Origin of the sequence: Acidovorax sp. LjRoot74 (assembly GCF_964254355.1) — a bacterium.
Classification (GTDB): Bacteria; Pseudomonadota; Gammaproteobacteria; order Burkholderiales; family Burkholderiaceae_C; genus Acidovorax.
Window position 1 is genome coordinate 2080834 of record NZ_CAXUTI020000001.1, and the last position, 19200, is coordinate 2100033.

Genomic DNA, 19200 nt, shown 5'->3' on the forward strand with positions numbered 1-19200 from the left:
CGGGGTGCGCCACTGGTGCTGTCTTGGCAAAAGCATGCTTTACGCGTTACAATAAGAGCCTCACGACCAAACGGGCGGGTACCAACCGCCCGTTTTTTTTGGTCGATTGCTTTTCGAGCTCGAAGCTGCCGGAGAAGTCTCCGGGGGTTATCGGGTTTTTTGTTTTTCCGGGATTGAACTGAACACGTGGCGCTACAGCAAGTCGTTGAACAAATTGTGACGGGCCTGGACTATGACCTGGTGGAGATTGAACGCTCCGCCGGTGGTTTGCTGCGCGTCACCATCGACTTGCCCTGGGTGCAGCCGGCCGCCGATGTGCCCGCCCCCGTGGTCGAGCAGTTCGTCACCGTCGAGGATTGCGAGAAGGTCACCCGCCAGCTGCAGTTTGCGCTGGAGGTCGATGGCGTCGAGTACAAGCGCCTCGAAGTGTCTTCCCCCGGCATCGACCGCCCCCTGCGCCATGAACAAGACTTTGTGCGCTTCGAGGGCTCGGTCATCGATATCACCTTGAGGGCGCCCATTGGCGCTGCAGGCGGGGGGCAGGTCAACGCCACCCGCAAGAAATTTCGCGGCACGCTGGAGCGCGCCGAGGCAGGTGGCTGGCAAATCGTCTGGAGCGACGAACCGCCGGTCAAGCCAGGTCAAAAAGTGAGCAAGAAACGTGTGCCCGCCCCCTTGCAGGCGCTGGGCTTCACCCTGGATGAGCTGCGGGATGCGCGCCTGGCGCCCATCGTGGACTTCAAGGGGCGTGCAGGCAAGGCCGGGTCGGCAGCTGCCTGAGTTGCTGAATGGATTGGGGTGGGTGGTCGCTGCGCGCAGCCTTCCATCTTCGGGTGATTGAAACAGGAGAGTCGTCGCATGAATCGCGAATTGTTGATGTTGGTTGAGGCCATTTCGCGCGAGAAGAACGTGGAGCGTGATGTGGTCTTGGGCGCCGTGGAGTCGGCCCTGGCCCAGGCTACCAAGAAGCTGTACCAGGGCGAGGTGGACATCCGCGTGGCGATTGATCGCGACAGCGGCAACTACGAGACTTTCCGCCGCTGGCTGGTGGTGCCCGACGACGCCGGCCTGCAGAACCCCGAAGCCGAAGAGCTGCTGATGGACGCGCAGGAGCGTATCCCCGACATCGAAGTCGGTGAATACATCGAAGAAGGCGTCGAGTCCGTGCCCATCGGCCGCATCGGCGCCATGGCTGCCAAGCAGGTCATCCTGCAGAAGATCCGCGACGCAGAGCGTGAAATGCTGCTCAACGACTTCATGTCGCGCGGCGAAAAGATCTTCACCGGCACCGTCAAGCGCATGGACAAGGGCGACATCATTGTTGAGTCCGGCCGCGTGGAAGGCCGCCTGCGCCGGGGCGAGATGATCCCCAAGGAAAACCTGCGCAGCGGCGACCGCGTGCGGGCCATGATCATGGAAGTGGACCTCACGCTGCGTGGCGCGCCCATCATCCTGTCGCGCTCGGCGCCTGAGTTCATGATCGAACTCTTCCGCAACGAAGTGCCCGAAATCGAGCAAGGCCTGCTGGAGATCAAGTCCTGCGCCCGTGACCCTGGCTCGCGCGCCAAGATCGCTGTGCTGTCGCACGACAAGCGCGTGGACCCTATCGGCACCTGCGTCGGCGTGCGTGGCACCCGCGTGAATGCCGTGACCAACGAACTCGCTGGCGAGCGCGTGGACATCGTGCTGTGGTCCGAAGACCCAGCCCAGTTTGTGATTGGTGCGCTGGCCCCGGCCAACGTGTCCTCCATCGTGGTCGATGAAGAAAAACACGCCATGGACGTGGTGGTGGACGAGGAAAACCTCGCCATCGCGATTGGCCGCGGCGGCCAGAACGTGCGCCTGGCGTCCGATCTGACCGGCTGGAAGATCAACATCATGGACGCCGCCGAAAGCGCGCAGAAGCAGGCTAACGAGACCGACACGGCCCGCAAGCTGTTCATGGAAAAGCTGGATGTGGACGAGGAAATCGCCGACATCCTGATCTCCGAAGGCTTCAACAGCCTGGAAGAAGTGGCCTATGTGCCGCTGCAGGAAATGCTGGAGATCGAAAGCTTCGACGAAGACACCGTCAACGAGCTGCGCGCCCGCGCCAAGGATGCGCTGCTCACGATGGAAATCGCCCGCGAGGAAAGCGTGGAAGAGGTCTCCCAGGACCTGCGCGACCTCGAAGGCCTCACCCCCGAACTGATTGCCAAGCTGGCTGACGGTGGTGTGCACACACGTGATGACCTGGCCGACCTGGCCATCGATGAGCTGACCGACCTGACCGGACAGTCTGCGGAAGACGCCAAAGCCTTGATCATGAAGGCGCGCGAACATTGGTTCGCGGGGCAACAAGAGTAAGGGTCAGGGAGGCACGAACCACATATGTCCAGTAACACTGTCGCCGAGTTCGCAACCGAACTCAAAAAATCGCCTGAAACCCTGCTCGACCAGCTCAAAGCTGCGGGCGTGGGCAAGGCTGCCCCTTCCGACGCACTGACCGAGTCGGACAAGCAAAAGTTGCTCGCCTATCTGCAGGCCAGCCACGGCACGGCATCTGCCGATCGCAAGAAGATCACGCTGACCAAGAAGTCCACCAGCGAGATCAAGCAGGCCGACGCCACGGGCAAGGCCCGCACCATCCAGGTGGAAGTGCGCAAGAAGCGCACGTTCATCCAGCGTGATGAAGGCACCGAGGCGGCCGCCGAGGCCACGGCTTCGGTCATGGAAGAGGCTGCCGTGTCGAGCGAAGACCTGGAGCTGGCGCGCCGTGAGGAAGAAGCCCGCCGCCAGGCCGAGCTGATCCGCCGCCAGGAAACCGAGCTGGCCGAGAAGCGCGCCGAACGCGAAGCCCGCGAAAAGCGCGAGCGCGAAGCCGAAGAGCGCGCTGCTGCCTACGCCGCCCAGGAAGCCGAAAAGAAGGCCCAGGCCTCGGCCGTCAAGCAAGAAGCCACGCGTGAGCAGGCTGCCGAAGCTGCTGCACGTGCCGCCGCCCAGACGGAAGCCCGTGAAAAGGCCCAGGCAGAAGCCAAGGCCCGTGCGGATGAAGAGTCTGCACGCGCCCGTGATCTGGAAGAGCGCCGCCGCAAGGCCCTGGCCGAGGCGGAAGCCATTCGCGCCATGATGGCCACGCCCAAGAAGGCGGTCATGGTCGCCAAGAAGCCCGAAGAACCCAAGCCAGTGGCCAAGCCTGCTGCTGTGGGCGATGCCAAGAAGGGCACGCTGCACAAGCCTGCCGTTGGCACAGGCGGCCCGCGTGCGGGTGCCGCAGCTCCGGCCGGTGCTGGTGCTGCCCCGGGTGCGGGCAAGGAAGTCAAGTCGGCCAAGCTGTCGTCCAGCTGGGCCAACGACACGGCCAAGAAGAAGGAAATCAAGACCCGTGGCGACAGCAGCGGTGGTGTGGGCCGCAACAACTGGCGTGGTGGCCCCCGTGGCCGCCGTGGCGATGGCCGCGACCAGCGCGACGATCACCAGCAGTCTGCCCCGGTCGAGGCACGCATCATTGAAGTGCATGTGCCCGAAACCATCACGGTGGCAGAGCTGGCGCACAAGATGTCTATCAAGGCATCCGAAGTCATCAAGGCGCTGATGAAGATGGGCCAGATGGTCACCATCAACCAGCCGCTGGACCAGGACACCGCCATGATCGTGGTGGAAGAGCTGGGCCACAAGGCTGTGGTGGCGGCGCTGGACGATCCCGAGGCGTTCACCGACGACGATTCGCAGCAGCAGAACGCTGAACTGCTGCCCCGCGCACCAGTTGTCACCGTCATGGGCCACGTGGACCACGGCAAGACCTCGCTGCTGGACTACATCCGCCGCGCCAAGGTCGCAGCGGGCGAAGCGGGCGGTATTACGCAGCACATCGGCGCCTACCACGTGGAAACGCCACGCGGCATGGTGTCGTTCCTCGATACCCCGGGTCACGAGGCCTTCACGGCCATGCGTGCCCGTGGCGCACAGGCCACCGACATCGTGATCCTGGTGGTGGCAGCCGACGACGGCGTGATGCCCCAGACCAAGGAAGCCATCAAGCACGCCAAGGCGGCTGGTGTTCCTATCGTTGTGGCCATCACCAAGGCCGACAAGCCCGATGCCAACCCAGACCGCGTCAAGCAGGAGCTGGTGGTGGAAGAGGTGGTGCCGGAAGAATACGGCGGTGATTCGCCGTTCGTGCCGGTGTCTTCCAAGACCGGTATGGGCATCGACACGCTGCTGGAGCAGGTTCTGCTGCAGGCCGAAGTGCTGGAACTGAAGGCGCCTGTCGAATCGCTGGCCAAGGGCCTGGTGATCGAAGCCCAGCTGGACAAGGGCCGTGGCCCGGTGGCCACGGTGCTGGTGCAGTCCGGCACGCTCAAGGTGGGCGATGTGGTGCTGGCTGGCCAGACCTTTGGCCGCGTGCGCGCCATGCTGGACGAAAACGGCCGCGTGGCCAAGACGGCCGGTCCTTCGATCCCCGTGGAAATCCAGGGTCTGACCGAAGTGCCGCAGGCGGGTGACGAGTTCATGGTGCTCACCGACGAGCGCCGTGCACGCGAAATCGCTACCTACCGCGCTGGCAAGTTCCGCAACACCAAGCTGGCCAAGCAGCAGGCTGCGAAGCTGGAGAACATGTTCGCCGACATGACGGCGGGCGAGGTCAAGACCCTGCCCATCATCGTCAAGGCCGACGTGCAGGGTTCGCAGGAAGCGCTGTCGCAGTCGCTGCTCAAGCTCTCGACCGACGAGATCAAGGTCCAGCTGGTGTATGCCGGCGTGGGCGGTATCAGCGAGTCCGACATCAACCTGGCGATCGCCTCCAAGGCCATCGTGATCGGCTTCAACGTGCGTGCCGATGCCGGTGCGCGCAAGACGGCCGAGAGCAATGGCGTGGACCTGCACTACTACAGCATCATTTACGACGCTGTGGATGAGCTGAAGGTGGCGATGTCCGGCATGCTGGCTCCCGAACAACGCGAGGAAGTCATCGGCACGGCCGAGATCCGCACGGTGTTCGTCGCCACCAAGATCGGCACGATTGCCGGTTCGTACATCACGTCGGGCATGGTCCATCGCAACGCACGCTTCCGCCTGCTGCGCGACAACGTCGTGGTCTACACGGGCGAAGTCGATTCGGTCAAGCGCCTCAAGGACGATGTCAAGGAAGTCAAGGAAGGCTTCGAGTGCGGTATCAAGCTCAAGAACTACAACGACATCAAGGAAGGCGATCAACTCGAATTCTTTGACATCAAGGAAATCGCACGCACGCTGTAAGGCGAGGCGACGACGAGAGCAACGACAACGACATGGCTGCGAAGAAATCCGCCACTCCCAACCGCGCCTTCAAGGTGGCCGATCAGATCCAGCGTGATCTGACGGAACTGATCGCGCGCGAGTTGAAAGACCCGCGCGTGGGCATGGTGACGCTGCAGGGCGTGGAGGTGACCCCCGACTACGCCCACGCCAAGGTGTTCTTCAGCCTGCTGACAGGTGACCCTGTGGAAACCCAGGCGGCGCTCAACCAGGCGGCGGGCTTCCTGCGCAATGGCCTGTTCAAGCGCTTGCACATCCACACGGTGCCCACACTGCACTTCGTGTTCGACCGCACCTCCGAGCGTGCGGCCGACATGAATGCGCTGATTGCGCGCGCTGTGGCTTCCCGTTCCAAAGACGACGAGGCAACATGACCGAGCGCGCTCCCCGCATCCGGGTGCAGCGGCGCCCGGTGCACGGAGTGCTGCTGCTCGACAAACCCCTGGGCCTGTCCAGCAATGACGCCTTGCAAAAGGCGAAATGGCTGCTGCGCGCCGAAAAAGCGGGCCACACCGGCACGCTGGACCCGCTCGCCTCGGGTGTGCTGCCCTTGTGTTTTGGCGCGGCCACCAAGTTCAGCCAGCTGCAGCTCGAAGCCCCCAAGACCTACGAAGCCATCGCGCTACTGGGCACCACCACCACCACCGGCGATGCCGAGGGCGAGGTGCTGCAGCGCTGCGATGTGGACGCCGCCCAGCTCACGCCCGAGCGCCTGGCCGCTGTGCAACAGCAGTTCACCGGCCCCATCCGCCAGGTGCCGCCCATGCACAGCGCGCTCAAGAAGGACGGCAAGGCGCTGTACGAATACGCACGTGCAGGGGTCACGGTGGAGCGTGAGCCGCGCGATGTGGTCATTCATGCATTAAAACTGACACTTACGCGCACTGATCAAGCACTGTTTGCTATCAAAATGGTAGTAAACTGCAGCAAAGGCACCTACATCCGTACCCTGGGTGAGGACATCGGTGCTGCGCTGGGCTGTGGGGCGCACCTCAGCTTCCTGCGGCGCATCGACACCGGTGGCATTGGTGTGGAGCGCTGCGTCACGCTGGCGCAGCTGGAGGCCATGCCCGAGGCCGAACGCCTCGCCAGCCTGGAAGCCCCCGAATCGTTGCTGGCCGGGCACACGCGTGTCACGCTGGACAGCGACAATGCCGCTCGTTTCCTGTCGGGCGTGCGCCGCCGTGGCGCCTGGCCCGATGCTGGCGCGGTGGCGGTGTTTGGAGAAAGCCCCCCGGCGTTGCTGGGGGTGGGCCACATTGCTGGCGGGGAGCTGGTGCCGGGCAGGCTCCTGAGTCCGCTGGAAATTCAACAAATCTTGGAAGCACGCCGCGCCTGATACAGCCAGCGGCACATTGGAAAAACTATGACTAAACAAATCCGCAATATCGCCATCATTGCCCACGTTGACCATGGCAAAACCACCATGGTGGACCAGCTGCTGCGCCAGTCCGGCACCTTCGCCGACCACGAAAAGGTCGTCGATACCGTGATGGACAACAACGCGATCGAAAAGGAACGCGGCATCACCATCCTGGCCAAGAACTGCGCCGTGAGCTGGAAGGGCACGCACATCAACATCGTGGACACCCCCGGCCACGCGGACTTCGGTGGCGAAGTGGAACGTGCGCTGTCCATGGTGGACAGCGTGGTGCTGCTGATCGATGCGCAAGAAGGCCCCATGCCCCAGACGCGTTTCGTGACCAAGAAGGCCCTGGCGCTGGGCCTGCGCCCCATCCTGGTGGTGAACAAGGTGGACAAGCCCGGTGCCAACCCTGACAAGGTGGTGAACGCCGCGTTCGACCTGTTCGACAAGCTCGGTGCTACCGATGAACAGCTCGACTTCCCCGTGGTATACGCCTCGGGCATCAACGGCTGGTCATCGCTGGAAGAAGGCGCGCCCGGTGAGCAGTGGGGCCCCGACATGTCAGCCCTGTTCGACACCATCCTCTCGCACGTTCCGCCCAACACGGGCGATGCCAATGCGCCGCTGCAGCTGCAGATCTCTGCGCTGGACTTCTCCAGCTTCGTGGGCCGCATCGGCGTGGGCCGCATCAGCCAGGGTACCCTGAAGCCCATGCAGGACGTGATCGTCATGGAAGGCCCCGATGGCAAGGCCGTGAAGGGCCGTGTGAACCAGGTGCTGACATTCCAGGGCCTCGATCGCATGCAGACCCCCTTGGCGGGCCCTGGCGACATCGTGCTGATCAACGGCATTGAAGACATCGGTATCGGCGTGACCGTGACCGACCCCGCCAACCCCGCGCCGCTGCCCATGCTGAAGGTGGATGAGCCCACGCTGACCATGAACTTCTGCGTGAACACCAGCCCGCTGGCCGGCCGCGAAGGCAAGTTCGTGACCAGCCGCCAGATCTGGGACCGCCTGCAAAAGGAACTGCAGCACAACGTGGCCCTGCGCGTGAACGAAACCGACGAAGAAGGCATCTTCGAAGTGATGGGCCGTGGTGAACTGCACCTGACCATCCTCTTGGAAAACATGCGCCGCGAAGGTTACGAGCTGGCCGTGTCCAAGCCCCGCGTGGTGTTCAAGGACATCGACGGTGTCAAGCACGAGCCTATCGAGCTGGTGACGGCCGACATCGAAGAAGGCCACCAGGGCGGCGTGATGCAGGCACTGGGCGAGCGCAAGGGCGAGCTGGTGAACATGGAGTCCGACGGCCGTGGCCGCGTTCGCCTGGAGTACCGCATCCCGGCCCGTGGCCTGATCGGTTTCACCAACGAATTCCTGAACCTGACGCGCGGCTCCGGCCTCATCAGCAACATCTTCGACAGCTACGAGCCGCACAAGGGCGACATCGGTGGCCGCAAGAACGGCGTGCTGATCTCCATGGACGACGGTGAAATCTTCACCTACGCCCTGGGCAAGCTGGACGACCGTGGTCGCATGTTCGTGAAGGCCAACGACCCTGTGTACGAAGGCATGATCGTTGGCATTCACAGCCGCGACAACGACCTGGTGGTGAACGCCACGCGCACCAAGCAGCTGACCAACTTCCGCGTATCCGGCAAGGAAGATGCGATCAAGATCACGCCTCCGATCGACCTCACGCTCGAATACGGCGTGGAATTCATCGAAGACGACGAACTGGTCGAAATCACGCCCAAGTCCGTGCGCCTGCGCAAGCGCCACCTGACCGAAAACGAGCGCAAGCGCGCTTCCCGGTCCTGATGGGCTGAGCGTTCCCGGAAGGGCCACTGCTGCGCAGTGGCCTTTTTTCCGTCTGCAACCCGAAATCCATGTTGAAACTCACGCATTCCCGCGCTGTGCTGCTGATGGTGGCGGTCACCCTGATGTGGTCGATCGCCGGGGTGGTCACGCGCCATCTGGAGCACGCAGCGAGTTTCGAGGTGACCTTCTGGCGCAGCTTTTTTACGCTGGTGTCGCTGCTGGTCATCCTGCCGCTGCTGCAGGGGCGGGCGGTGTTTGTGGCCATGCGCCGGGGTGGCAGCGCGTTGTGGATCTCCGGCATCTGCTGGAGCGTGATGTTCACGGCCTTCATGGTGGCCCTGGTGCTCATGCCCGTGGCCAATGTGCTCGTGACCATGGCGGTGGGGCCGCTGCTCACGGCCTTGTTTGCACGCATCTTCATTGGCCACCATATTGCCGCGCGCACCTGGGGCGCGATTGCGGTGGCGGGCCTGGGCATTGGCTGGATGTACGGCTCGCAGATGGCGGGCCTGCCGCTGGCGGGCACGCTGGTGGCCCTGTGTGTGCCGGTGGCGGCGGCCGTCAACTGGACGGTGGTGCAGCATTCACAGCGCCATGGCCATGCGGTGGACCTGGTACCCGCCGTGATCGTGGGTGCGGTGATCTCGTCTCTGGCGACACTGCCGCTGGCCTTGCCGTTTCAGGCCTCGGGACACGACCTGGCCTTGCTGGCGCTGCTGGGCGTGGTGCAATTGGCGATTCCCTGCGTGCTGGCCGTGCGCTGCGGCCGCGTGCTCAAGGCGCCCGAGTTGGCACTGCTGGGCCTGCTGGAAGTGATTTTTGGCATTTTGCTGGCATGGCTGGGGGCGGGCGAAAAGCCCGCTGCAGCGGTGCTGACGGGGGGCGCATTGGTGATCGGTGCGCTGGTGTTCAATGAACTCTTAGGTTGGAAGGAACAAAAATGACGGAGACGGTTGTGTCGGCAGTTGCAAGCGAAGTGTTGAGTGAAGTGCGGGGCCAGGTAGGCTTCATTACGCTGAACCGCCCCCGGGCGCTCAATGCGCTGTCGCTGTCCATGGTGCGCGACCTCATGGGCATCCTGCTGGCCTGGCAGAACGATGCACGCGTGCTGGCGGTGGCGATCCGGGGCAGCAACAAGGAAGGCCCGTTTGGCGCCTTCTGCGCGGGTGGCGACATCCGCTTTCTGCACCAGGCGGGCAGCCAGGGCAATCCGCAACTCGAAGACTTCTTCACCGAGGAATACGCGCTCAACCACCTCATCCACAACTACGCCAAGCCCTACATCGCTTTCATGGATGGCATCGTGATGGGTGGCGGCATGGGCATCAGCCAGGGCGCTGCGCTGCGTGTGGTGACCGAGCGCACCAAGATGGCCATGCCCGAGACCGCGATTGGCCTGTTCCCCGATGTTGGGGGCGGCTACTTCCTGAGCCGCTGCCCCGGCCGCGTGGGCGAGTGGCTGGCACTGACGGGCGACACCATCGGCGCTGGTGATGCCATCGACAGCGAGCTGGCCGACGGCTGCCTGCCTTCGGACCAGCAGGCCGCCGTGTGGGAGGCCCTGGCCACGCAGACCTTTGCCAGTGGCGCTGCAGTGAAAGACTTTGTTGCTTCTAAATTTGTAGCTACAAAGGCAATGCAGTCAGGCGACAGGGGCCAAATTGACCAGTATTTTGCGCTGCCCACGGTGGGGGAGATCGTGCTGGCCCTGGAGTCCGCCGACAGCGACTGGGCGCGCGCCACTGCCGCCACCTTGCGCAAGCGTTCGCCGTTGATGCTGAACGTGGTGCTGGAGCAGATCCGCCGCGCCCGCAGCATGGGCCTGGCCGACGACCTGCGCATGGAGCGCGACATGGTGCGCCATTGTTTCTACCTGCGCCCCGGCCAGAGCGAGACGGTGGAAGGCATCCGCGCCCTGGCGGTGGACAAGGACCACGCCCCGAAGTGGAACCCCGCGCGCATCGAAGACGTGGCGCCCGAGATGGTGGCTCCCTTCTTTGCCAGCCCCTGGCCTGCCCACGCGCACCCGCTCGCCATGCTGGCCTGAGGGCGTTGAAAAGGGAGACGGGAGGCTCTCTGTGCCTGAGCCTGCGGACGCTGCAGGCCGATGACGCGCTGACCGCCGTGGCCGGAACAATTTGGCTAGGCCGCTCTCAGGGCTGTAACTGCTGGTAGACCGCAGTGGCCAGTTCCAGCAGTTCGGCACGGGGCATCTGCCCACTCAGCGCGTAGCCAAAACCGCCGTCCGTCCAATAGAACCCGGCGACGCGGCCTTCCTGGCTGAACTGGAACCCTGTGTCTGCGGCCATGGGCTGAGGCGCCTTCGCTGCAGAAGTTGATGACTTGGAGGCCGCTGGTGTTGTGGTCGGCACCAGCCCGCCCAGGTACAGCGTCACGCGCTGGCCCGCTCCGTTCTGGTACATGAATTGCGCGCGTGCGCCCGTGTCGCCCGGCAGCAGGCGGCCGCCCACCAGCTCGTAGCCCAGCGGGCCCAGGCTGGGCACTTTCAGCGCCCGGTCCAAGCGCTTGGAAAGCCACTGCACGAGGTGATCCTGCTGCGCCGCGGTCACTTCAACCGGGTGGCGCACTTCTGGTTGGTACACCGCGTGCGCTATTGCTGCCTGCTGCACAAAACGGTGGGCCACAGTCACCGGTTGGCTGGCGCTGTTCGGCATCAATGCGATGGTGCTGCCCGCCGGAGCCTGCCACTGCGCTCGGCCGGTCCAGCCCAGCACAAAGGCGAGCAGCACGGAAGCAGCCATGCCGCCCCAGCGCCACCATTGCGCCTGCGCGGCGCGGCTGTCTGCCAGGCGCAGTGCGGCTGCATTCAGCGCATCGGGCGCCGGTGCATGCAGCAGGTCGCGGTGCAAGGCCTTCAGTTGTTCGCGCTGCCACTGCCAATGCGCCAACATGTCCGCCTTGGTCGCATCCTCCGTCAGTTGGCTGCGTAGCGCCGCTGCCTCATCGGGCGGCAACTGGCCATCTACCAAGGCATGCCAGCGCAGGCTGTCTTCGCTGTCTGAGTCCCGGCCGGCGGTGGGGGAGGGGGTGTTCTTCGTCATCGTCATCACTTGAGGCGGCGCAGCGTGGGCGGCTGGCCGGCGGGGGCTGCCACCTGCGGTACTGCTGGAGCGGTGTGGTCCATGAGCGCACGCAGGCGCGTACGGGCGCGCGACAGGCGTGACATTACCGTACCCACCGGTATGGACAGGATGCGCGCCGTGTCCTCGTAGCTCATGTCCTCCATGGCCACCAGCAGCAGCACGGCGCGCTGGTCGGCGGGCAGGCGCTGCAGGCAGCGCTCAAGGTCCAGGGCATCGTCAGAAGGGCTACTTCGGGCATGGAGCTGATCCTGCACCTCCTCGATGTCGAGAGGCGCCAGGGCGGGCAAGGCTCGGCGCTGGTTGAGGTACAGGTTGTGCATCAGCGTGAACAGCCAGGCGCGCAGGTCGGTGCCAGTGCGCCACAGCAGCCATTTGCTGCAGGCGCGCTCCAGTGTGTCCTGTACGAGGTCGTCTGCGGCCCAGGCGTCGCCTGTCAGCACCCGGGCATAACGCCGCAGGCCGGGCAACTGCTCAATGACTTGGGCGCGGTTCATGCGGAGTGTGGCGTCACGGTTTGTATTGCCTCTGTCACGCAGTGAGACGTGGGGCGTGACAGGGGCGTTCCCACAGACTTACGGGCGCGCAGTGCGCCATACCTGGTTGACGCCTTCCCCGGTCTTGTCGCCGGGCTTGGTGTCCTTGGCCCAGTAGTACAGGGGCTTGCCTTTGTAGGCCAGCTGGGTCTTGCCGTCGTCGCGCGTGACGATGCCGTAGTCGCCGCCAGGGGCCTTGGTGGCCAGCAGTGGAGGCCAGTTGGTGGCGCAGGGGCCGTTGCACACCGACTTGCCGCTGCCAGCCGTGTCGCGGTCGAACGTGTAAAGCGTCATGCCGCCCGCGCCAACGAGCACGCCGTCGATGGTTTTGACAGGGCCATCGGTCGCCATGGTGGAGCAGCCGGCAATGGCCAGGAACGCAGCGATGGACAGGATTTTTTTCATGGTTTCTCCAGGTGCAAGAAGAGGGGTTGCAGGCAACGGCACATGCCGCCTTGCACCTCCACAAACACATGGACATGACGGTTTATTCCACCACGCACACAAAAAAATCCGCAAAGATCAGGCCTGCTCAGGCAGGTCTCCGCTTTCCACCGCGCCTCCAAGAGGCGCGGCGCCAGCCCAGCGCTCCCGTGCAAGGACTTCCCCGCCGCACCAGGGGCGTTCCTCCCCCACGGGAGGAAGGTGCGCGGCACCTCAGGGGGTTATCGGTTCCTGCTCTTCATCGCGCGCTCCACCTCGCGCTTGCCTTCGCGGTCCTTGATGGTGTCGCGCTTGTCATGTTCGGCCTTGCCCTTGGCCAGTGCGATCTCGCACTTCACAAAGCCGTTCTTCCAGTGCAGATTCAGGGGCACCAGCGTGTAGCCCTTTTGCTCGACCTTGCCGATCAGGCGCTTGATGTCGTCCTTCTTGAGCAGCAGCTTCTTGGTGCGCGCCGACTCAGGGTTGACGTGGGTGGACGCCGTCTTGAGCGGGTTGATCAGGCAGCCCAGCAGGTACAGCTCGCCTTCGCGTATCAGCACATAGCCGTCGGTCAGCTGCACCTTGCCCTCGCGCAGCGCCTTGACTTCCCAACCGTGCAGCACCATGCCTGCTTCGTGGCGCTCTTCGAAGAAGTAGTTGAATGCTGCCTTTTTGTTTTCGGCGATGCGGGAAGGGGAATCGGGTTTCTTGGCCATGAAGTTCAGATGCGGCGCTCTGCGGGAGATAAAAGATCTCCGTACATACAATTGTGGCCGTTCAAAGACCCGCGATTCTAGTTCCCTGGCCCATCTTCCCCTTACACAGAAAGTCTGGCGCCAGCCGTCTGCATGAAAACCGTTCAAAAGTCCGTCCTCATCTGGTACAGCCCCGAAGAAATGTTTGCCCTGGTCACCGGGGTGGAGCACTACCCGCAGTTCTTGCCCTGGTGCGATCGTTCTGCAGTGCTGGAGCGGACCGAGGACGGCATGACCGCCGAGGTGGGCATAGCCTTGGGGGGCATTCGCCAGACCTTTGTGACGCGCAACACCCACGAGGCAGGTCGGCGTGTACAGATGCACCTGGTCAAGGGCCCGTTCTCGCGCCTGGATGGGGACTGGCATTTCCACCCCGTGGGCGATGGGCAGCAGCGCGCCTGCAAGGTGGAACTGCTCCTCAACTACGGTTTTGACAGTGCCGCGCTGGCTGCTCTGGTGGGGCCTGTGTTTGACCGCATCGCGGGCAGCATGGTGGACGCGTTTGTGAAGCGCGCAGAGCAGGTGTATGGCTGAGGCGTGCGCAGAGGGCACTATGGGGCCCGGTGGAGGTGGCGCCACGGTGCAGGTCACCGTGGTGATCTGCCTGGCGCCGCGCGAGACCCGGGAGTGGATTCTGGATCTGCCCCAGGGCGCTTTGGTGGCCGATGCCCTGCGGGCCTGCGGTGCCCTGCCGCCATCGTCTTCAGCGTTGGCCAGCGAGACCGTTGCGCCGCTGGTGGGGGTGTGGGGGCGGGCTGTGGCGCTGGAGGCGCGATTGCAGCACCTGGACCGTGTGGAGGTCTACCGGCCCCTCAAGGTGGACCCCAAGGTGGCCCGCCGGGAGCGGTTTGCCCGCCAGGGGGCACGTTCCACGGGCCTGTTCGCTCGTCAGCGCCCCGGGGGCAAGTCAGGGTACTGAAGGCCCTGTCGGGCACTACGGGCTCGCGCCGCCAGCCCTGTGCCCCATCACAAGGGCAAGGGCATCAGGGACGTGCCGTGGTCAGCGCGCGCAGTCGGAGGCAACGATGCCGTCGATGCGTTTGGCTTCCGCTGCGCGGGCGGTGCCGTCCAGGAAGATGCGCTCGCCCTGGGCGTTGGTCTGGGTGATGGGTTTTCCTGCATCGAATGCGGCTTTGGCGGCACGGGCGCGGGTGCAGTTCTCGGCCTTGGTTTTGGCGATTTTCTCGTCTTCGGCCTTCTTCTTGGCTGCTTCGGCTGCTTCGGCCTGGGCCTTCTTCTCTTCCAGCTCCTTGTCCTTGCCACTGCCTGCGGCACTGGCTGCGAGCTTGGGGGCTGGTGCCGCCGCAGGTGCGGCGGCGGTGGCGGGCGCATCGCCCGTGGCCGCTGCTGCGGGCGCTGGCGCCGGGCGCGCTGGGAGGGCGCCTCCGGGCTGCTTCAGGATATTTTTTTCCTGAACATCAGCCGGTGGCGGGCGGTCGCTGAAGACCTTGCGCCCGTCCTTGTCGATCCACTGCCACTGCGCTGCCGCGCCCATGGCCCAGGTGCAGGCCACGGCCAGCAGAAGAATCTTGTGCATTTTCATGCGAGGAAGTTTAGCCGTGTGGCCCGCCACCCGCCAGTGCGGCGGATAGGCGGCCACTTTGGGTTGGCGTGTTGCACGGGCGCTTGGCGTGTGGCCATGCTGCTTGCGCGGCCCGCAGTGGAGGGCTGCGCTGGTATTTGCTACGGCAGAGTAGGTGCGCAGCGCGGGGGAAATGGGCGTGTCGGCGGTGCACCACACGCGGCACGGGTACAATCCGTTTTTTGGAGCTTTCTCATGCGCCTTCTTGGAAAAGCGCTCACCTTCGACGATGTGTTGCTGGTGCCAGCGTACTCCCAGGTCCTGCCCAAGGACACGTCCCTCGCGACGAAACTCTCCCGCAATATCCAACTGAACCTGCCGCTTGTGTCCGCCGCCATGGACACCGTGACCGAGGCACGCTTGGCCATCGCTATCGCCCAGGAGGGCGGCATCGGCATCGTGCATAAGAACCTCACCGCGCAGGAGCAGGCTGCCCACGTGGCCAAGGTCAAGCGCTACGAATCCGGCGTGCTGCGCGACCCCGTGGTCATCACCCCCGAGCACACCGTGCTGCAGGTGCTGCAGCTGTCCGAGCAGCTGGGCATCTCGGGCTTCCCGGTGTGCGACGGTGGCAAGGTGGTCGGCATCGTCACTGGCCGTGACTTGCGCTTCGAGACCCGCTACGACGTCAAGGTCCACCAGATCATGACCCCGCGTGAGAAGCTCATCACGGTCAATGAAAAAGAGGGCACCACGCCTGCACAGGCCAAGGCGCTGCTCAACAAGCACAAGCTCGAACGCATCCTGGTCGTGAACGACGCCTTTGAACTCAAGGGCCTGATCACGGTGAAGGACATCACCAAGCAAACCAGCTTCCCCAACGCCGCGCGCGATGCTGCTGGCCGCCTGCGCGTGGGCGCAGCGGTGGGTGTGGGCGAGGGCACCGAAGAGCGCGTCGAGGCGCTGGTCAAGGCCGGTGTGGACGCCATCGTGGTGGACACCGCGCACGGCCACAGCAAGGGCGTGATCGACCGCGTGCGCTGGGTCAAGCAGAACTACCCCCAGATCGACGTGATCGGCGGCAACATCGCCACTGGCGCGGCGGCACTGGCGCTGGTCGAGGCGGGCGCGGACGCCGTCAAGGTCGGTATCGGCCCCGGCTCCATTTGCACCACCCGCATTGTGGCCGGTGTGGGCGTGCCCCAGATCATGGCCATCGACAACGTGGCCACGGCGCTCAAGGGCACCGGCGTGCCGCTGATTGCCGACGGCGGCATCCGCTACAGCGGCGACATCGCCAAGGCCCTGGCAGCTGGCGCAGGCACGGTGATGATGGGCGGCATGTTTGCGGGCACTGAAGAAGCCCCTGGTGAAGTCATCCTGTTCCAGGGCCGCAGCTACAAGAGCTACCGCGGCATGGGCAGCATCGGCGCCATGCAGCAGGGCAGTGCCGACCGCTACTTCCAGGAGTCGAGCACGGGCAACCCCAACGCCGACAAGCTCGTGCCCGAAGGCATCGAGGGCCGCGTGCCCTACAAGGGCTCCATGGTCAGCATCGTCTACCAGATGGCGGGCGGCGTGCGTGCCTCCATGGGCTACTGCGGTTGCGCCACCATCGAAGAGATGAACAACAAGGCCGAGTTCGTCGAGATCACGACCGCCGGTATCCGCGAAAGCCACGTGCACGACGTGCAGATCACCAAGGAAGCGCCTAACTATCGCGCTGACTGATCGTTGTTGATCTAATCTGGCCTGATTGAAAAAATCTGGTCAGACTGATATAGTCTGGTCTGAATTCATTGTTCAGGCCAGACTTTTCTTTTTTGGGGTCCGCGTTTCCATGCAGTCCGTTGGTATCTACGAAGCCAAGAGCCGGTTCTCCGCCCTGATCGAGCTGGTCGAGCAGGGTGAGGAAGTGCGCATCACGCGCCACGGCAAAGAGGTGGTGCGCATGCTGCCCGTGCGTCGCAGGCCCGTGATCACCGACGAGCAGATCGCCCGCGAGCTGGGGCAGATTGACGCGCTGCATGCCACGGTTCGCCCCGCAGTCGGGGCGAACCCTACCGATACTTTGCGCTCCGCAGGCGAGGCCTTGGATGCCTTGCGCCGCAAGGGCCGGAGCACTGCATGACCGCCTTTGTCCTCGACGCCTCCGTCACCGCCGCCTGGCTGCTGCCCGATGCGGCCAGCGAACACACCCGCCGCCTGTACACCCTGATCCGCCGCGACGAGGTCGAACCGCAGGCGCCCAACCTCTGGCAGTGGGAGTGCAGCAACCTCATCAGCAGCGGCGTGCACAGCGGCCGCATCCCGGCCGCCTCGGTTGAAGGCCTGTGGAGCGTGCTGGAGGCGATTCGCCACCGCGTAGAGCTGCACGACCTGGCCCCCGCCCAGCACAAGGCCGTGATGGACGTGGCGCTCGACACCGGCCTGCCCACCTTCGATGCCGCCTACCTGTGGCTCGCGCGCTCGTTGCGCCTGCCGCTGGCCACTTTCGACCCCCAGCAGATCGCTGCTGCCCAGCGCAGCGGCGTCCCGCTTCTTGATCTCTCCAGCCTCTGACGGACCACCACCATGCAACACCAGAAAATCCTCATCCTCGATTTCGGCTCGCAAGTCACCCAGCTCATCGCTCGCCGCGTGCGCGAGGCCAACGTCTACTGCGAAGTGCACCCTTGCGATGTGACCGACGAATGGGTCCGTGACTACGCCAAGGACGGCTCGCTCAAAGGCGTGATCCTGTCTGGCAGCCACGCCAGCGTGTACGAGGTGGACGACAAGGCGCCAGATGCGGTGTTTGAGCTGGGCATCCCCGTGCTGGGTATCTGCTACGGCATGCAGACCATGGCCCAGCAGCTGGGCGGCAAGGTCGAAGGCTCCAACACCCGTGAGTTTGGCTATGCCGAAGTGCGCGCCCATGGCCACACCGAGCTGCTCAAGGGCATCGAAGACTTCGCGACACCCGAAGGCCACGGCATGCTCAAGGTGTGGATGAGCCACGGCGATAAGGTCACCGCCTTGCCCCCGGGCTTCAAGGTGATGTGTTCCACACCCTCGTGCCCCATCGCTGGCATGGCCGACGAAAGCCGCCGCTACTACGCCGTGCAGTTCCACCCCGAAGTCACGCATACGGTGCAGGGCAAGGCGCTGCTGGAGCGCTTTGTGCTGGGCATCTGCGGCACCCGTGCCGACTGGATCATGGGCGACTACATCGAAGAAGCCGTCCAGAAAATCCGTGAGCAGGTCGGTGACGAAGAAGTGATTCTGGGCCTGTCGGGTGGTGTGGATTCGTCCGTGGCTGCCGCGCTCATCCACCGCGCCATTGGCGACCAACTCACCTGCGTGTTTGTGGACCACGGCCTGCTGCGGCTGAACGAGGGCGACATGGTCATGGACATGTTCGAGGGCAAGCTCCACGCCAAGGTCATCCGCGTGGACGCCAGCGATTTGTTCCTGGGTAAGCTGGCGGGTGTGAGTGAACCCGAGCAAAAGCGCAAGATCATCGGTGGCCTGTTTGTGGACGTGTTCAAGGCCGAAGCTGCCAAGCTCAAGGCAGGTACCGGTGGCCACAAGGGCGCGACCTTTTTGGCCCAAGGCACGATCTATCCCGACGTCATCGAATCCGGCGGCGCCAAGAGCAAAAAGGCTGTCACCATCAAGAGTCACCACAACGTGGGTGGCCTGCCTGAGCAGCTAGGCCTCAAGCTGCTGGAACCGCTGCGCGATTTGTTCAAGGACGAAGTGCGCGAACTGGGCGTGGCCCTGGGCCTGCCGCCCGACATGGTCTACCGCCACCCCTTCCCAGGCCCTGGACTGGGCGTGCGCATCCTGGGCGAGGTGAAGAAGGAGTACGCGGATCTGCTGCGCCGCGCCGACGCGATCTTCATCGAAGAGCTGCGCAACTTTAAGGACGACGCCACAGGCAAGACCTGGTACGACCTGACAAGCCAAGCTTTCACGGTCTTCCTGCCCGTCAAGAGCGTGGGCGTGATGGGCGATGGGCGCACTTATGACTACGTGGTCGCCCTGCGCGCCGTGCAGACCAGCGACTTCATGACCGCTGACTGGGCTGAGCTGCCGTACGCGCTGCTCAAAAAGGTGTCGGGCCGCATCATCAACGAAGTGCGCGGCATCAACCGCGTGACGTACGACGTGAGCAGCAAGCCGCCAGCGACGATTGAGTGGGAATGATCCGGCGTTAGGCAACCACCGGCAGATACTGGCACAAAATCACCCCGAGAGCCCGCATTTACGCGGGCTTTTGTTTTGCTGGCTCGCAACGTCTGGCAATGATGAGCATCGGTAAGCACGTCATTTTTGCTGGCATAACCCATGGTATCGAGCCGTTGATGCACAATTCGGCGCGGCAATACCATTCCGGGTTAATCCCGGTTTG

At 64.1% G+C, this 19200-nt stretch carries 19 protein-coding genes; 14 read left to right on the top strand and 5 right to left on the bottom strand.

From position 1 onward, the window contains the following. Positions 1-186 precede the first annotated feature (186 nt). The 8 genes from rimP to ACSQ3O_RS09580 all read left to right on the top strand — a co-directional run bounded on the left by rimP (position 187) and on the right by ACSQ3O_RS09580 (position 10514). On the top strand, positions 187-780 hold the full coding sequence (rimP, locus tag ACSQ3O_RS09545) for a ribosome maturation factor RimP (protein WP_436138666.1): 594 nt from the start codon (positions 187-189) through the stop codon (positions 778-780). A 78-nt stretch (positions 781-858) separates the two neighbouring features. Then, positions 859-2346: a transcription termination factor NusA gene (gene nusA, locus ACSQ3O_RS09550; RefSeq protein WP_137746407.1), complete on the top strand. Its 1488-nt coding sequence runs from the start codon at positions 859-861 to the stop codon at positions 2344-2346. 24 nt (positions 2347-2370) lie between these two features. Beyond that, positions 2371-5238, top strand: coding sequence for a translation initiation factor IF-2 (gene infB / locus ACSQ3O_RS09555; RefSeq protein WP_137746408.1), 2868 nt, complete (start codon positions 2371-2373; stop codon positions 5236-5238). A gap of 32 nt (positions 5239-5270) precedes the next feature. Next, on the top strand, positions 5271-5651 hold the full coding sequence (rbfA, locus tag ACSQ3O_RS09560; RefSeq protein ID WP_137746409.1) for a 30S ribosome-binding factor RbfA: 381 nt from the start codon (positions 5271-5273) through the stop codon (positions 5649-5651). Further along, positions 5648-6616: a tRNA pseudouridine(55) synthase TruB gene (gene truB / locus ACSQ3O_RS09565; RefSeq protein WP_436138667.1), complete on the top strand. Its 969-nt coding sequence runs from the start codon at positions 5648-5650 to the stop codon at positions 6614-6616. The genes rbfA and truB overlap by 4 nt, the downstream gene beginning before the upstream one ends. A 27-nt stretch (positions 6617-6643) precedes the next feature. Continuing rightward, entirely contained in the window at positions 6644-8467 is a 1824-nt protein-coding gene (gene typA, locus ACSQ3O_RS09570; protein ID WP_436138668.1) for a translational GTPase TypA, read from the top strand. A gap of 68 nt (positions 8468-8535) precedes the next feature. Continuing rightward, positions 8536-9411: a DMT family transporter gene (locus ACSQ3O_RS09575; protein WP_436138669.1), complete on the top strand. Its 876-nt coding sequence runs from the start codon at positions 8536-8538 to the stop codon at positions 9409-9411. After that, positions 9408-10514: an enoyl-CoA hydratase/isomerase family protein gene (locus ACSQ3O_RS09580; RefSeq protein WP_436138670.1), complete on the top strand. Its 1107-nt coding sequence runs from the start codon at positions 9408-9410 to the stop codon at positions 10512-10514. The genes ACSQ3O_RS09575 and ACSQ3O_RS09580 overlap by 4 nt, the downstream gene beginning before the upstream one ends. A gap of 106 nt (positions 10515-10620) precedes the next feature. On the opposite strand, the gene ACSQ3O_RS09585 is transcribed toward ACSQ3O_RS09580, so the two are convergent. From ACSQ3O_RS09585 to smpB, 4 genes are all read right to left on the bottom strand, one after another. Continuing rightward, positions 10621-11529 carry an anti-sigma factor family protein gene (locus ACSQ3O_RS09585; protein WP_436138671.1) on the bottom strand — a complete coding sequence of 303 codons (909 nt, stop codon included), beginning with the start codon at positions 11527-11529 and terminating at the stop codon, positions 10621-10623. Between the two features lie 5 nt (positions 11530-11534). Then, positions 11535-12065: an RNA polymerase sigma factor gene (locus ACSQ3O_RS09590; protein ID WP_436138672.1), complete on the bottom strand. Its 531-nt coding sequence runs from the start codon at positions 12063-12065 to the stop codon at positions 11535-11537. Between the two features lie 78 nt (positions 12066-12143). Then, on the bottom strand, positions 12144-12509 hold the full coding sequence (locus ACSQ3O_RS09595; RefSeq protein WP_436138673.1) for a COG4315 family predicted lipoprotein: 366 nt from the start codon (positions 12507-12509) through the stop codon (positions 12144-12146). A gap of 260 nt (positions 12510-12769) precedes the next feature. Continuing rightward, on the bottom strand, positions 12770-13243 hold the full coding sequence (gene smpB, locus ACSQ3O_RS09600; RefSeq protein ID WP_298450143.1) for an SsrA-binding protein SmpB: 474 nt from the start codon (positions 13241-13243) through the stop codon (positions 12770-12772). 132 nt (positions 13244-13375) lie between these two features. Here smpB and ACSQ3O_RS09605 point away from each other — a divergent pair, with 132 nt between their 5' ends. Next, positions 13376-13816 (top strand): type II toxin-antitoxin system RatA family toxin, encoded by a 441-nt coding sequence (locus ACSQ3O_RS09605; protein WP_137746415.1) that lies wholly within the window; start codon positions 13376-13378, stop codon positions 13814-13816. A 19-nt stretch (positions 13817-13835) separates the two neighbouring features. Next, positions 13836-14201 (top strand): RnfH family protein, encoded by a 366-nt coding sequence (locus ACSQ3O_RS09610; RefSeq protein WP_137746576.1) that lies wholly within the window; start codon positions 13836-13838, stop codon positions 14199-14201. Positions 14202-14282: 81 nt separating this feature from the next. Here ACSQ3O_RS09610 and ACSQ3O_RS09615 read toward each other — a convergent pair whose 3' ends face one another. Next, the gene (locus ACSQ3O_RS09615) at positions 14283-14825 is read right to left on the bottom strand and encodes a DUF4124 domain-containing protein (protein WP_137746416.1); all 543 of its coding nucleotides are present in this window, start codon (positions 14823-14825) and stop codon (positions 14283-14285) included. Between the two features lie 234 nt (positions 14826-15059). On the opposite strand from ACSQ3O_RS09615, the gene guaB reads away from it, so the two are divergent. From guaB to guaA, 4 genes are all read left to right on the top strand, one after another. Further along, positions 15060-16535, top strand: coding sequence for an IMP dehydrogenase (gene guaB / locus ACSQ3O_RS09620; protein ID WP_094290859.1), 1476 nt, complete (start codon positions 15060-15062; stop codon positions 16533-16535). Between the two features lie 109 nt (positions 16536-16644). Then, positions 16645-16935, top strand: coding sequence for a type II toxin-antitoxin system Phd/YefM family antitoxin (locus ACSQ3O_RS09625; RefSeq protein ID WP_056645636.1), 291 nt, complete (start codon positions 16645-16647; stop codon positions 16933-16935). After that, positions 16932-17366, top strand: coding sequence for a type II toxin-antitoxin system VapC family toxin (locus ACSQ3O_RS09630; RefSeq protein WP_436138674.1), 435 nt, complete (start codon positions 16932-16934; stop codon positions 17364-17366). The genes ACSQ3O_RS09625 and ACSQ3O_RS09630 overlap by 4 nt, the downstream gene beginning before the upstream one ends. A gap of 12 nt (positions 17367-17378) precedes the next feature. Further along, on the top strand, positions 17379-18995 hold the full coding sequence (gene guaA / locus ACSQ3O_RS09635) for a glutamine-hydrolyzing GMP synthase (RefSeq protein WP_436138675.1): 1617 nt from the start codon (positions 17379-17381) through the stop codon (positions 18993-18995). Positions 18996-19200 lie beyond the last annotated feature (205 nt).

Excerpts from the sequence above, each read along its gene's own strand:
- ACSQ3O_RS09615 (WP_137746416.1), bottom strand. The coding sequence starts at position 14,825 with ATGAAAATGCACAAGATTCTTCTGCTGGCCGTGGCCTGCACCTGGGCC.
- ACSQ3O_RS09625 (WP_056645636.1), top strand. The coding sequence starts at position 16,645 with ATGCAGTCCGTTGGTATCTACGAAGCCAAGAGCCGGTTCTCCGCCCTG.
- ACSQ3O_RS09605 (WP_137746415.1), top strand. The coding sequence starts at position 13,376 with ATGAAAACCGTTCAAAAGTCCGTCCTCATCTGGTACAGCCCCGAAGAA.
- ACSQ3O_RS09590 (WP_436138672.1), bottom strand. The coding sequence starts at position 12,065 with ATGAACCGCGCCCAAGTCATTGAGCAGTTGCCCGGCCTGCGGCGTTAT.
- guaA (WP_436138675.1), top strand. The coding sequence starts at position 17,379 with ATGCAACACCAGAAAATCCTCATCCTCGATTTCGGCTCGCAAGTCACC.
- typA (WP_436138668.1), top strand. The coding sequence starts at position 6,644 with ATGACTAAACAAATCCGCAATATCGCCATCATTGCCCACGTTGACCAT.
- ACSQ3O_RS09580 (WP_436138670.1), top strand. The coding sequence starts at position 9,408 with ATGACGGAGACGGTTGTGTCGGCAGTTGCAAGCGAAGTGTTGAGTGAA.
- infB (WP_137746408.1), top strand. The coding sequence starts at position 2,371 with ATGTCCAGTAACACTGTCGCCGAGTTCGCAACCGAACTCAAAAAATCG.
- ACSQ3O_RS09610 (WP_137746576.1), top strand. The coding sequence starts at position 13,836 with ATGGGGCCCGGTGGAGGTGGCGCCACGGTGCAGGTCACCGTGGTGATC.
- nusA (WP_137746407.1), top strand. The coding sequence starts at position 859 with ATGAATCGCGAATTGTTGATGTTGGTTGAGGCCATTTCGCGCGAGAAG.
- ACSQ3O_RS09630 (WP_436138674.1), top strand. The coding sequence starts at position 16,932 with ATGACCGCCTTTGTCCTCGACGCCTCCGTCACCGCCGCCTGGCTGCTG.
- ACSQ3O_RS09575 (WP_436138669.1), top strand. The coding sequence starts at position 8,536 with ATGTTGAAACTCACGCATTCCCGCGCTGTGCTGCTGATGGTGGCGGTC.
- guaB (WP_094290859.1), top strand. The coding sequence starts at position 15,060 with ATGCGCCTTCTTGGAAAAGCGCTCACCTTCGACGATGTGTTGCTGGTG.
- smpB (WP_298450143.1), bottom strand. The coding sequence starts at position 13,243 with ATGGCCAAGAAACCCGATTCCCCTTCCCGCATCGCCGAAAACAAAAAG.
- ACSQ3O_RS09595 (WP_436138673.1), bottom strand. The coding sequence starts at position 12,509 with ATGAAAAAAATCCTGTCCATCGCTGCGTTCCTGGCCATTGCCGGCTGC.
- truB (WP_436138667.1), top strand. The coding sequence starts at position 5,648 with ATGACCGAGCGCGCTCCCCGCATCCGGGTGCAGCGGCGCCCGGTGCAC.
- rbfA (WP_137746409.1), top strand. The coding sequence starts at position 5,271 with ATGGCTGCGAAGAAATCCGCCACTCCCAACCGCGCCTTCAAGGTGGCC.
- ACSQ3O_RS09585 (WP_436138671.1), bottom strand. The coding sequence starts at position 11,529 with ATGACGAAGAACACCCCCTCCCCCACCGCCGGCCGGGACTCAGACAGC.